Annotated in this window: 12 protein-coding genes; 8 read left to right on the top strand and 4 right to left on the bottom strand. The window is 70.4% G+C overall.

Features of this window, described 5'->3' with window-relative positions; genetic code table 11:
* The 3 genes from cydC to DI269_RS23170 form a co-directional block, all read left to right on the top strand.
* On the top strand, positions 1 to 990 hold a 990-nt coding region (cydC, locus tag DI269_RS23180), incomplete at its 5' end, for a thiol reductant ABC exporter subunit CydC (protein ID WP_112140382.1).
* A 93-nt stretch (positions 991 to 1,083) separates the two neighbouring features.
* Positions 1,084 to 1,725 carry a hypothetical protein gene (locus DI269_RS23175; RefSeq protein WP_112140380.1) on the top strand — a complete coding sequence of 214 codons (642 nt, stop codon included), beginning with the start codon at positions 1,084 to 1,086 and terminating at the stop codon, positions 1,723 to 1,725.
* A 325-nt stretch (positions 1,726 to 2,050) separates the two neighbouring features.
* Complete coding sequence (locus DI269_RS23170) at positions 2,051 to 3,649, top strand: stealth family protein (RefSeq protein WP_112140378.1); 1,599 nt, start codon at positions 2,051 to 2,053, stop codon at positions 3,647 to 3,649.
* Between the two features lie 70 nt (positions 3,650 to 3,719).
* Here DI269_RS23170 and DI269_RS23165 read toward each other — a convergent pair whose 3' ends face one another.
* On the bottom strand, positions 3,720 to 5,759 hold the full coding sequence (locus tag DI269_RS23165) for a M3 family metallopeptidase (RefSeq protein ID WP_112140376.1): 2,040 nt from the start codon (positions 5,757 to 5,759) through the stop codon (positions 3,720 to 3,722).
* 147 nt (positions 5,760 to 5,906) lie between these two features.
* On the opposite strand from DI269_RS23165, the gene DI269_RS23160 reads away from it, so the two are divergent.
* Positions 5,907 to 6,701: a metallophosphoesterase gene (locus DI269_RS23160; protein WP_112140374.1), complete on the top strand. Its 795-nt coding sequence runs from the start codon at positions 5,907 to 5,909 to the stop codon at positions 6,699 to 6,701.
* A gap of 18 nt (positions 6,702 to 6,719) precedes the next feature.
* Here DI269_RS23160 and DI269_RS23155 read toward each other — a convergent pair whose 3' ends face one another.
* Entirely contained in the window at positions 6,720 to 6,977 is a 258-nt protein-coding gene (locus tag DI269_RS23155; protein WP_112140372.1) for a hypothetical protein, read from the bottom strand.
* A gap of 442 nt (positions 6,978 to 7,419) precedes the next feature.
* Between DI269_RS23155 and DI269_RS23150 the strand changes: the two genes are divergently transcribed.
* From DI269_RS23150 to DI269_RS23140, 3 genes are all read left to right on the top strand, one after another.
* Entirely contained in the window at positions 7,420 to 8,658 is a 1,239-nt protein-coding gene (locus DI269_RS23150; RefSeq protein WP_112140370.1) for a helix-turn-helix domain-containing protein, read from the top strand.
* A 131-nt stretch (positions 8,659 to 8,789) separates the two neighbouring features.
* Positions 8,790 to 9,614 carry a Nif3-like dinuclear metal center hexameric protein gene (locus DI269_RS23145; protein WP_112140368.1) on the top strand — a complete coding sequence of 275 codons (825 nt, stop codon included), beginning with the start codon at positions 8,790 to 8,792 and terminating at the stop codon, positions 9,612 to 9,614.
* On the top strand, positions 9,615 to 10,394 hold the full coding sequence (locus DI269_RS23140; protein ID WP_112140366.1) for a zinc ribbon domain-containing protein: 780 nt from the start codon (positions 9,615 to 9,617) through the stop codon (positions 10,392 to 10,394).
* Between the two features lie 57 nt (positions 10,395 to 10,451).
* On the opposite strand, the gene trpD is transcribed toward DI269_RS23140, so the two are convergent.
* Positions 10,452 to 11,516 (bottom strand): anthranilate phosphoribosyltransferase, encoded by a 1,065-nt coding sequence (trpD, locus tag DI269_RS23135; RefSeq protein WP_112140364.1) that lies wholly within the window; start codon positions 11,514 to 11,516, stop codon positions 10,452 to 10,454.
* Between the two features lie 20 nt (positions 11,517 to 11,536).
* Positions 11,537 to 11,899, bottom strand: coding sequence for a hypothetical protein (locus DI269_RS23130; RefSeq protein ID WP_232822876.1), 363 nt, complete (start codon positions 11,897 to 11,899; stop codon positions 11,537 to 11,539).
* A 263-nt stretch (positions 11,900 to 12,162) separates the two neighbouring features.
* Between DI269_RS23130 and ctaE the strand changes: the two genes are divergently transcribed.
* Entirely contained in the window at positions 12,163 to 12,777 is a 615-nt protein-coding gene (ctaE, locus tag DI269_RS23125; protein ID WP_112140388.1) for an aa3-type cytochrome oxidase subunit III, read from the top strand.
* Positions 12,778 to 12,924 lie beyond the last annotated feature (147 nt).

The raw sequence follows: 12,924 nt of genomic DNA, 5'->3' as shown, positions 1-12,924 counted from the left end.
GGCCTCGGCCAGGCCGCCGGCCTGCTCGCCATGGCCGCCGCCGTCACCGGCGCACTGTGGACCGGCATCCCCGCGGTCGCCGCCGGGACCCTCGACGGGGTCCTGCTCGCCTGCCTCGCGCTCGTCCCGCTCGCCGCGTTCGAGCCCGTCCTCGCCCTGCCCGCCGCGGCCCAGCAGACCGCCGCGGCCAAGGAGTCCGGCCGCCGCCTCGTCGAGATCACGCAGGCCCCCGACCCGCGCCCGGACCCCGTGGAGCCCATGGACTTCGAGCCCAACCCGCTCGGCGGCCCGCCCTACATCGAGATCAAGCGCCTCTCGGTCACCTGGCCCGGTGCCGACCGGCCCGCCATCGAGGGCTTCGACCTGAAGATCCAGCCCGGCGAGCGCGTCGCCGTCATGGGGCCCTCCGGGTCCGGCAAGTCCACGCTCGCCGCCGCCCTCATGGGCTTCCTGCCCTACGAGGGGTCGCTGCGCTTCGGCGGCGTCGAACTCGCCGAGTACGACGGCGACGACGTGCGCCGCACCGTCGGCCTGTGCTCCCAGGACGCCCACGTGTTCGACACCACCCTCGCCGAGAACCTCCGCCTCGCCCGCACCGGCGCCGAGGACGACGAACTCGTCCGCGCCCTGCGCTGGGCCGGCCTGCGCGACTGGTTCGACGGCCTGGACCTGGGCCTCCAGACCCGCCTCGGCGAGCACGGCCGCGCCGTCTCGGGCGGCGAGCGGGGCCGCATCGCCCTCGCCCGCTGCCTCCTCGCCGACCGCGAGGTCCTCGTCCTCGACGAACCCGACGCGCATCTCGATTCCGCCACCGCCGAACGCGTACTCAGGACCGCCGCCGCCGCTCTTGAAGGCAAGACCGCGATCATCATCACCCACCGGCCGCTGCCCGACGGGGTCGTCGACCGGACCGTCCACCTCCGCCCGCCCGTGCCGACTCCACGTGACGCGCCGCTCAGTTCGCTATTGGACCTGGCTCCCCGTGGGTAGACTCCCGGAACGGTGCTACCAGTAGCAAGCGGTGGAATTGAATAGACCGGCCCCGCCCGGGGCCTACCGACTCGCCTTAAGGCTGATGCAGCAGTGAACACATCTGCTCCCACATCCGGACCGAAGCCTCCCAGCTCAGGGCAGCGCTGGCCGGACGGATGGACCAAACTCCACGTCTACCTGACCGACCTGACCGAGGTCAAGGCGGTCGCCGATTCCTACCGGCCCGTCATCGACCTCGCCGGCGGCGACCTGCCCGTCCCGCACGAGTGGCTCCACGCCACGATCGCCTCGGTCGAATGCGACGCCGCGACGGTCGGCGACGACGTCCGGGCGAGGCTCATCGGGCGCCTGCGCGAGAGGGCCGCCGAAGTCCCGGCGTTCCCCCTCACGGTCGGACCCGCGCTCGCCGCGACCGGCGGCGTCCTGCTCGACACGTTCCCCGGCACGCACTTCGACGCGCTCGTCGCGAACTGCGTCGAGGCGATCAACGAAGTCGTGGAAGGGAACGTGGGCCGCCCCTGCGGCGGTCCCGGGCACGTCTCGCTGTCGTACCGGTCCAGTTCGATCGCCGTCGACGCCCGCCGCGGCGCCATCCAGAACAAGCTCCGCGACGTCCGGCCGGGCCGGACGGAGATAACGGTCACCGGGGTAGACCTGGTCCGAGTCATCCAAAGCGAGGACGCCTCCACCTATACCTGGGAGCATGTGGCCCGAATTCCCTTGGGCGCGTAGACATCTCAATATCCGAACGGGCGTCGCCAGGGGCGGCGCCCGTTTCGGTTGACGCTTCGGACGCGAATCTGACACCATTTTGTCACTGCCCTGTGGCCTACTGTTGAGACACGTGTCAGAGCCCGGCCACGTGACGTTCAGGCGTGGTCTACGGCGACCCGCCTCCACCGTGCCGGCAGCAGTCCCGGTAGACCCCGGATCGGCGAAAGCCGCAAGCGTCAGGAGGTGTCGATTGTTCGCAGCCGATGACCGTCGTATCGCAACCCGAGCGACAGAGTTCGTCCGTACGGCCGAAGAACTGGCGGAGCCCAGGCCTTTCGATCCCTTGGCCAAGGCCCGCAAAGAAGTCACCGAACCCTACGGCTTCTTCACCGACCTCGATTCCGGGCACGTCCTCCACGGCGGCGAGATCCGCCCCGCGTACGCCCTCGGCGCCCCCACGCCGCTCGAAGTCTGGCGCCGCAACCTGGAGATCGTCACCGCGATCCTCACCGCCGCCGGCGTCGACTTCTTCGCCGTCCCCGGCTTCAGCCTCACCCGGCCCGTCCTCGGCGCCGCCGCGGCCGACCGCCAGCGCGTCTGCACCGCCCTCGCCATGCTCTGCGAGTCCACCGGCGGGCGCCTCTCCGTGCCCGAACCCGCGTTCCGCGAGTCCGAGCTCGGCCTCAACAAGCCCGAATGGGCCCGCCGCACCGACATGGGCGACGTCCCGCTGGTGCGCGCCTCCTGGCTGTGGACCGACAGTGGACGCGACCTCGTCTTCGGCTCCGACTACGGATGCGACGTCGAGTTCTGGACCGACACCGGCGACGGGCGCCTCCTCGCCCCGCGGCACAACCGCATCAGCCCCGTCGTCCGCCAGGGCGGCGCCCGGGTGTCGGCTCCCGGGCGCCTCTTCACGGCGCTGGCGACCGGCGCGCACGCGGACCTGCCGACGGTGCCGACCCGCGCGGAGTTCGCGCGCCCCGGCCCCGACCACGTCGGCTTCCCCGTCGACGTCGTCTACACCTGGGTCGACGGCGCCGACCACGCCTGGCTGCGCCGCCGCGCCGAGGCCGAGCAGTCGCCGTACCACGCCGAGTCCGCCAACGACGCGCGCTACATCGACCGCGAGGAGCTGCGGTTCTCGCTGCGCTCCCTGCACCTGAACGCGCCGTGGGTGCGCCACGTCTACCTGATCACCGACTCCCAGCGCCCGCACTGGCTCGACGCGGACGCGCCGGGCCTCACCGTCGTCGACCACCGGGACCTGTTCGACGACCTGGACGCGCTGCCGACGTTCAACTCCCACGCGATCGAGACGCAGCTGCACCGCATCGAGGGGCTCAGCGAGCACTTCCTGTACTTCAACGACGACATGTTCGTCGGCCGCCCCGTCGGCCCGCAGCTGTTCTTCGAGCCGAACGGCCTCGCGCGGTTCTTCCCCGCGCAGACGTTCATCGACATGGACCCGGTCAGCCGCGCCGACTCGCCGCCGAACGCCGCGTTCAAGAACGACCGCGCGCTCATCGAGCGGGCCTTCGGGCGGACCGTGTCGCGGATGATGAAGCACGTGCCGTACCCGTTGCAGCGCAGCGTCCTCGCCGAGATGGAGAAGGAGTTCGACGAGGAGATGTCCCGGACCGCCAAGAGCGCCTTCCGGAACGTCACCGACGTCTCCACCGTGACCCTCCAGCACTACTACGCGCACCTGTCGGGCCGGGCGGTCTCCGGGCACGCCCAGGACGCGTACGTGGAGCTGGGGATGCCCGACGTCGCCGAGCGCCTGGAGCTGCTGCTGGAGCGGCGCGACCGGGAGACGTTCTGCATCAACGACGCCGGGCTCCCGCCGGAGCTGGTCGAGGAGCGCTCGGACATGATGCTGCGCTTCCTGGAGGCGTACTTCCCGGTGGCCTCGCCTTGGGAGAAGGCGCTGGCGCTGTAAGCGAAAGGGCCCGGAGCACTGTGCCAATGCTTGGCTCGCAAGCTTCGCCAAGTCCTCCGGGCCCTGACTGCTACTTCAGTCCTCGCCGCTCCAGGAGCGGGTCGATCTCGGCGTCGCGGCCGCGGAAGCGCCGGAAGGACTCCATCGGGTCGATGGACCCGCCCTTGCTCAGCAGCGTCTCGCGGAAGTGGTCGCCGTTGGCGCGGGTCAGGCCGCCGTTCTCCTTGAACCACTCGACGGTGTCGGCGTCGAGGATCTCCGACCAGATGTACGAGTAGTACCCGGCGGCGTAGCCGATGGAGATGTGCGCGAAGTAGCCCGAGCGGTAGCGCGGGGCGATCTCGGGCAGGTAGATCCCGGCGTCTTCGAGGGCCTTGCGCTCGAAGGCCTCCACGACCGCGTACGGGTCGTCGCCGCCGTCGGGCACGTCCTCGGGGGAGAGGCGGTGCCAGGCCTGGTCGAGGATCGCAGCGGCCAGGTACTCGGTGGACGCGAAGCCCTCGCCGAACTTGCCGGCGGCCTTCCACTGCGCGATGAGCTCGGCCGGGGCGGCCTCGCCGGTCACGTGGTGGCGGGCGTAGTTCGCGACGACCTCGGGCCAGTCCTCCCACATCTCGTTGACCTGCGACGGGTACTCGACGAAGTCGCGCGGGGTCGAGGTCATGGACGTCTTCGGGTAGCGGCAGGCCGACAGCAGGCCGTGGAGGGCGTGGCCGAACTCGTGGAAGAGCGTGGTCACGTTGTCCACCGAGATGAGCGCGGGCTGGCCCTCGGACGGCTTGACGATGTTCAGGTTGTTCACCACGACCGGCTTGTCGCCGATGAGGTCGGACTGGACGACGAGCGCGTTCATCCACGCGCCGCCCTTCTTCGAGTCGCGGGTGAAGAAGTCGCCCACGAACAGGCCGAGCGGCTTCCCCGAGTCGAAGACCTCCCACACGCGGGCCTCGGGGTGGTACCCGACGAGGTCCTTGCGCTCCTCGAACGTGAGGCCGAACTCCTTCTCGGCGGCGTAGAAGACGCCGTCGACGAGGACCCGGTCGAGTTCGAGGTAGGGCTTGAACTCCTCGGCGTCGAAGCCGTACCGGGCCTGGCGGACCTGCTTGGAGTAGAACGACCAGTCCCACGCGGCGAGCGGGAAGTCGCCGCCCTCGGCGTCGATGACCTCCTGGAGGTCGGCGGCCTCGCGGCGGGCGTTGCGCACCGACGCCTCGGCGAGCCCGGACAGGCGCTCGGCGATGATGCCGGCGTTCCCGGCGGTGCCGTCGGCGGCGATGTAGGCCGCGAAGTGCTCGAAGCCCAGCAGCTGCGCCTTCTCGGCGCGCAGGGCGATCATCCGCAGGAGCGTGGCGGCGTTGTCCTTGCCGCGCCCGATGGTGGCCTTGTAGAGGCGCTCGCGCAGGGCGCGGTCCTTCAGGTCCTCCAGGAGCGGGTGGCGGGAGAAGTTCGACTGGGTGATCAGGTAGCCGTCGAGGCCGCGGTCCTTCGCGGCCGAGGCGGCGGCCCCGATCTGGTCGTCCCCGAGGCCGTCGAGCTCCGCGACGTCCGTGACGTGGACGGCCGCGTCGTTGATGTCGGTGAGGATCTGCTGGTTGAACTTGGAGGCGAGCTCCGCGAGCTCGGCGTTGACGGCGGCCAGGCGCTCCTTGCCGGCGTCGTCGAGCGCCGCGCCGCCGCGCACGAACTCGGTCCGGTAGCGCTCCAGGAGCCGCTCGTCCTGCTCGTCCAGGCCCAGCTTCTCGCGGTCCTGCCAGAGGGTCTCGATGCGCGCGAACAGGTCGGCGTTCAGCAGGATCTTGTCGGCGTGCGCGGCGAGCTTCGGGCTGATCTCGGACTCGATCGCGTTGAGCTCGTCGTCGGTGTCCGAGGAGTTCTTGTTGAAGAACGCGATGTTGACCCGCTTGAGGATCCCCTGGCCGGAGAGGTCGAGGGCGACGATCGTGTTCGCGAAGGTCGGCTCCTCCGCACTCGCGGTGATCGCCGCGACCTTCTCCAGCTGCTCGGCCATGCCGGCCTCGTACGCCGGGAGGTAGTGCTCGTTGCGGATGTCCGCGAACGGCGGGAGCTGATAGGGGAGTTCGGAGGGGGACAGGAACGGGTTGTCGGTCACGGATGCTCCTCGCGGCGGTCGGCTGAGAATGGCGGTGGCCGAATCCTATTGCGCCTACCTGCCGCGCGGCAAGCGGATAGGGAGTGCTTGTGAACGTGCAGGCGACAACCTCACCGAACGGCATCCCGCCGCACTAATATCGGCACCATGTCTGAATCGAGTCCGCTGTTCGTGGCCAGCGACATCCACGGCCACTTCGACGCACTCCTGGAGGCGCTGCGCGGGCGCGGACTCGTCGACGCGGACGCGAAGTGGACCGGCGGCGACGCGCGCCTGTGGATCCTCGGCGACCTGTTCGACCGCGGCGAGGAGGGCGTGGCCGTGGTCCGGCTGCTCCGCCGGCTCGCCGGGCAGGCCGCGGCCGAGGGCGGCCACGTCGACACCCTCATCGGCAACCACGAGGTGCTGGTGCTCGGGTCCCGGCGCTTCGGCGACGTCGCGTTCACCGACGTCGACGGCATGGACCGGCAGTTCCTCCACTGGTGGGTCCTCAACGGCGGCTTCGAGGACGAGCTCGACTCCCTCACCGAGGACGAGGTGAAGTGGCTGGAGACCCGCCGGGTCCTCCACGTCGTCGACCGCTCGCTCCTGGTCCACTCCGACTCCGAGTCCTACCTCGCGTACGGGCGCAGCGAGGAGGCGGTGAACTCCGCGGTCCGCAAGATCCTCGCCTCCGACGAGCCCGAGGAGTGGTGGCAGCTGTTCCGGGAGCTGACCCGCCGCCACGAGTTCCTCGGCGAGGAGGGCCCCGCGCGCGTGCGCGGGCTGCTGCGGTCCTTCGGCGGCGACGAGCTCATCCACGGCCACTCGACGATCCCCGACACGACCGAGCTCGAACCGTCCCAGGTCACCCAGGCCCGCCGCTACTGCGACGGGCTCGTCCTCAACGTCGACGGCGGCGTGTACCAGGGCGGCAAGTGCCTGGTGGTCCGCCTCAACTAGTCGTCGCTCGGCGGTGCTTCAGTCGTCGCTCGACGAGGGGAAGAAGTACAGGCGCGGCACGGGCGGCGGCGTGGCCGCGCGGCCGGCGCGCGATTCGAGCCAGAGGCTCACGGCCCCCGCCGCGGCGACGCCGAGCGTCGCCCATCCGGCGAGCGGCGAGAAGGCGATCGCGTAGCCCAGTGCGGCGGCCAGCGCGGTCGCGACGGCGGCGGTCAGGAACGCCCTGCGGAAGGCGCGCCGATGTTCGCGGCGCGCGACTACTCGGTTGTGTCTCATATCCGACACAACGAGTGAGGCCCTTGAATCGACACGTTGCATGTGCAAGTTTCACGAGTTCGGGCGACCGAAACCCGGCATAACCCCTGATAGGCGACAGTGGACCGGACCATCCGAGCAAGACTGTAAGCACGCTCCACCAGAGCGTCACATTGGCAGTTCGCGGCCGTTGTGCACCAGGCCGAAAGACGGTAAACACATAGTGTCGGGGCGCCGCGTGCGGCACGTCCGGTGCCGCGCCGGCGGAACCGAACCTCGTGCGGGTCAAGACAACCAAAGCACTGCTGACAACCGCCGCACCGCGCCCCGGCGCGGCGACGGCCCTCTGGTCGGGGCCGCGCCGAACCGCACGCACAACCGAATACCGCACGCAACTGCGAGACCTGAACCTCTGAAGTCCCGAAGTCCTCGTGTAACTCCTATATAGACGGTGGGGTCTGACATGGAGTCCGAAACGCAACCTATGGGGCGGCGCGTCGCCTATTGGCGTCAGCGCCGCGGCATGTCCCAGCAGGTCTTCGCCGACCGGATCGGCAAGTCCAAGAGCTGGGTCGACAAGATCGAGCGCGGCGTCCGCCGCCTCGACAAGTACTCCGTCATCACCGAACTCGCCGAAGCGCTGAGCGTCGACTCCGCCCAGCTCCTCGGCCGCGAGCCCCGGCGCCGGCCGGGCCTCGGCGGCTGCCTCGACCAGGTGGAGGTCGAGTCCATCCGCCAGTCCCTCGAACGCTACGAGCGCCTCGGCCGCTTCCTCGAAGCCGCCCCGCTCGACCCGACACCCATCCCCGAACTCAAAGGGGCCGTGAACTACTGCTGGCTCGCCTTCGAGAAGGGCCACTACCCGGTCGTCGCCAGGTCGCTCATCCAGCTCCTGCGCGACACGCCCGTCGCCGAGGACAAGCCCGTCGGCGGCACCAGCGCCGACGCCGCCGAACTGATGACGCAGGTCTACCAGATCGCGTCCACGGTCCTGCGCAAGCTCGGGGAGGCCCAGCTCGCCTGGCTCGCCGCCGACCGCGCCATCTCCGCCGCCAACCGCGGCAACGACCCGCTCCTGGCCGGCATCGCCACCACGCGGGTCGCCAACGCGCTCCGGTCCCTCGGCCGCTACCAGGCCGCACTCGACCTGAACGTCCAAGTCGCCCACGGGCTCATCTCCGAGCACGGCGGCGAGTCCTCCAGCCCGGCCGCGATCAGCGTCTACGGGGCGCTGCTGCTCCAGGGCGCCATGGCCGCCGCCCTCGCCGGGGACGCGACCACCAGCGACGACCTGCTCGACAGCGCCTCCCGCGCCGCCAACATCCTCGGCCGGGACGCGAACTACTACTACACCTCGTTCGGGCCCACGAACGTGCTGCTGCACCGCGCAGCGGCCTTCGTCGAGCTCGGCGAGGGCGGCGACGCGCTTGCCGTCCACGAGTCCATCCCGCCCGCCGCGCTGGCCGACCTGGTCGCCGAGCGGCGCGCGCACCACTTCCTCGACATGTCGCGGGCCTGCATCCAGGTCGGCGACATCGAGCGGGCCGGCCGCCACCTGGTGACCGCCGACCGCAACGCCCCGGCCGAGATCCGCTGCCGGCCGCTCGCCGTCGACCTCATCGACCAGATCCTGCACCGCTCCAAGGGCGAGCCCGCCCAGGACGTGCGGCGCCTCGCCGAGGAGGTGGGCGCCCTGAACTGAGGGGCCCGGTCCGTTCGAGGACCCGTCCCTCCCGTCGCGCACGGTGCGCGAGTGTGCCCCGGAGCCGCCGCTGCTCAGGCTCCGGGCACACCCCTCACCGCGGCGCCCGATTCGTCAATAGACTCAGGCACATGCGCACGCTCAGCGAGATCACCGCTGCACTCGACGACCTGTACCCGCGCCGCTGGGCCGAGGACTGGGACCGGGTGGGCCTCGTCGTGGGCCGCGGCGGGAACTCGGTCCGCCGGATCCTCTGCGTCGTCGACGTCGTCCCCGCCACGGTCATCGAGGCGATCGAGGCCGACTGCGACCTCATCGTCGCCCACCACCCGCTCCTGCTCCGCGGCGTCTCCAGCCTCGATCCCGCCGCCGACTACAAGGGCGACCTCGTCCACACCCTCATCGAGTCCGGCATGGGCCTCTACGTCGCCCACACCAACGCCGACGTTGCCAACCCCGGCGTCTCCGACGCCCTCGCCGACCGGCTCGGCCTGGTCGACCTCAGGCCCCTGCGGCCGCTCACCGGTGCCGAGCACCACGGGACCGGCCGCGGCTCCGGCCGCATCGGCCGCCTCCCGCAGACCCTCAGCCTCGCCGACCTCGTCGAACGCGCCGCCAAGGCCCTTCCGCAGACCGTGTGGGGCGTGCGCGCCGCGGGCGACCCCGACCGCCAGATCAGCACCGTCGCCGTCTGCGGAGGCGCCGGCGACTCGTTCATCGCGGACGCCGCGGCGGCCGGCGCGAACGCCTACCTGACCGCCGACCTCCGCCACCATCCGGTGAGCGAGCACCTCGCCGGAAGCGGTCCGGCCCTCATCGACGCCGCCCACTGGGCGACCGAGCGGCCCTGGCTCGATACTGTTGCCGAGCACCTGTCCCGTCTGGTCGACGACGTCATCGTCTCCGACCTCGACACCGATCCGTGGACCATCCACCAGAAACCCGGGGTGAACTAGTTGAAAGCCGACCTCTTCGATCAGCGCCGACTGCTCGAACTCCAGGCGGTCGACACCACCCTCTCGCAGCTGGCGCAGCGCCGTAGGAAGCTCGACGCCGACCCGGCGTTCGCGACCGCGTCGCAGCGCCTCCGCGCCCTGGGGGACAAGGCCGCCAACCTGACCGGTGACATCGCCGACCTCGACCGCGACATCGACCGCGTCGAACGCGAGGTCGACCTCGTCAAGAACCGCGCCGCCTCCGACCGCGACCGCATGGCCGCCGGCGCCAGCGCCAAGGAGCTCGAAGGGCTCCAGAGCGAACTCGAATCCCTCGCCCGCCGCCAGGCCAGCCTGGAGGACGACGAGCTCGAACTCATGGAGCGCCGCGAGGCCCTCGACGCCGAGCTCGCCGAGGCCCGCCGCCAGCTCGGCGAGGCCGAGACCGTCCTCGCCGACGCCGAAGCCGACCGGGGCCGCCTCCTCGGAGAGATCGAGGCCGAGACCGCCGACGCCTCCTCCACCCGCGAGGCCCTCGCGATCAACATCCCCGACCGCCTCGTCGAGCTCTACGAGCGCATCCACGCCAAGCAGCCCATCGCCGCCGCCGAACTCGTCGGCCGCCGCTGCGGGTCCTGCCGCATCGAGAAGTCCCCGGCCGACATGATCCCGATCAAGTCCGCCCCCATCGACGAGGTCCTCCGCTGCGAGGAGTGCGGCTGCGTCCTCATCCGCACCGAACTCCCCGGCTCCCGCCCCGCGACCCTCGCCTCCGAGGACGAGCTCAAGAAGTACGAATAAGACGGCAAAGCGAAGGGGCGGAACGCGATCGCGTTCCGCCCCTTCGTGTTTTCACGTCTACTGCTTCTTGCTGAACTCCGCCCAGCGGTCCACGAGGCCGCTCGCCGCGCCGGCGTCGATCGCCTTCGACGCCAGCTCCAGGTTCGAGGCCAGCAGGCCCCGGCGGATCTTCACGTCGTGCAGGTCGACGCCGTCGATGAGGCCCTGCCGCGAGGCCATGGCCGCCGCGGCGTTGATGAGGACCGCGTCCCGAACCGGGCCGGACTCGCCAGCGAACACCTGCCGGGCGACGTTCGTGTTGAAGTCGATGTCGCCGCCGCGGAGTGCTTCGGGGCCGGCGTTGGCGAGGCCGACCTCCTTGACGTCGATGGAGCCCACCGATACCCGCCCGCCCGAGGCGATCCACTGCGACGTCGTCGCCGACGTCGAGATCTCGTCCAGGCCGTCGTCGCCGCGGACCACGAACACCGAGGCCCCGCGGGCCGCGAACACCTGCGCCATCAGCGGCGCCTTCACCGGGTCCGCGCAGCCGATCAGGCCCGCCTGCGGCTGGCCCGGATTCGTCAGGGGGCCAAGCAGGTTGAACACCGTCGGGATGCCCAGCGCGGCCCGGATCGGACCGGCGTGGCGCATCCCCGGGTGGAACGTCCGCGCGAACGCGAAGCCGATGCCCACCTCGCGCACGGACGCCTCCACGCGCTCCGCAGTGGCGTCGAGGTCGACGCCCAGAGCCTCCAGGAGATCCGCAGAACCCACAGAAGAGGACGCCGACCGGTTGCCGTGCTTGATGACCGGCACACCGGCGGCCGCGACCACGATCGCCGCCATCGTCGAGATGTTCACCGAGTTCGAGCCGTCGCCCCCGGTGCCCACGATGTCCACCGCCACGCCCAGGTCCGACAGGTCCAGACGGGTCGTCTCCGCGAGCATCCGGCCCGCGATCGCACCGATCTCCTCGGGCGTCTCACCCTTCGAGCGCAGCAGCACCGCGAACGCCGCCAACTGCGCCGGATCGGCGTTGCCCGCCATGATCTCCGCCATCGCCCAGTCGGCGCTGGCCTCGTCGAGATGGTCGCCGCTGGAAAGGCGCGCGAGGACATCGGGCCAGGTCGGACTAGACATACGGTCTCCCGGGGAAGGAACTATAAGGCGGCGCGCTGCGCCGGCGCCGAGCCCGATGCCCGGCTGACCAGCAAGTCTACTACCGTCTGCCCGGTCGTCACGGGGTTGAGCGGGTGCTTGAGGACGGCATCGGCGCGTGACCACGCCGCCAGCCACCGGTCCGCGTCCCGCGCGACCACCACCGCCAGCGTCGGCGGCTCGTCGAACTCGTCGCGGAGTTGGCGGGCGATCCCGAGGCCGCCGGCGGGCTGCGCCTCCCCGTCGAGCAGCACGAGGTCGATCTCGTACTTGTCGATGAGGGCCACCGCCTCGTCGTACTCACCTGCGACCGCGTACTCGATCCTGATCCCCTCGACCGGCTCTTCGCCGATGGCCGAGCGCATCTGTTCGATGACCGCGGGTCGATGACTGTAAAGGAGGACTGCGTACTCAGCCGTTGAGGTACTCACGCTTCGCATATTAAACGGGCCACACCGAAATGGGAAGCCCGGCGCGGCCACTTCCCCGTCCGGGAACGCCTACAGTAGGCGAACCGCGAATGACCTGGGCACACGCTGAGAAGCGACTGGGAGCCTACTCCGCGCGACACGCGCGGAATACGCACCCCATGCGCAGGTTGGGACCGCCGAGCCGTAATAATGTGCGCGTGACTGCCGCCGAAGCAACTATCGACCCCAGCCGAATCCACTCACTGACCCGGCCCAATGTCGTCAGTGTCGGCACCATCGTGTGGTTGAGCAGCGAACTGATGTTCTTTGCGGGCCTGTTCGCGATGTACTTCTCCATCCAGGCCGCCGCGCCCACGATGTTCGAGGAGGGCTACCACCACCTCGAGATCCCGTACGCGCTGGTGTTCACCGTGATCCTGGTGGCCTCGTCCGTCACCTGCCAGCTGGGCGTCTTCGCCGCCGAGCGCGGTGACGTCTACAAGCTGCGCCTGTGGTTCGCGATCACGTTCATCATGGGGCTGGTCTTCGTACTCGGCCAGGTCAACGAGTACCGCAACCTCGTCGGCGAGGGGCACTCGATCTCCGCCGACGGCTACTGGACCATGTTCTACCTGACGACCGGGTTCCACGGCCTGCACGTCACCGGCGGCCTGATCGCGTTCATCGTCTACCTCATCCGCACGACGATGGGCCGCTTCAGCCCCGCCCAGGCCACCGCGTCCATCGTGGTGTCCTACTACTGGCACTTCGTCGACGTGGTCTGGATCGCGCTCTTCGCCGTGATCTACTTCCTTCCGATGGCCCAGTACTGAGACTTACCGGCCGCCCGCGCCTCCCACCCGGACGCGCCTGCGGCCCAAGGCAACAGGCCCTGGCGCTCGCGTCGGGGCCACATCCGAGAAACGCGACGGCCGCCGCCCGGAGGCGGCCGCCGGCCGAGTGAAGGCCCTCCCGACAGG

Origin of the sequence: Glycomyces dulcitolivorans, assembly GCF_003265355.1 — a bacterium.
Lineage (GTDB): Bacteria > Actinomycetota > Actinomycetes > Mycobacteriales > Micromonosporaceae > Glycomyces > Glycomyces dulcitolivorans.
The sequence above is the reverse complement of the archived record's forward strand: the minus strand, read 5'-3'. Positions and strand labels throughout refer to the sequence as shown.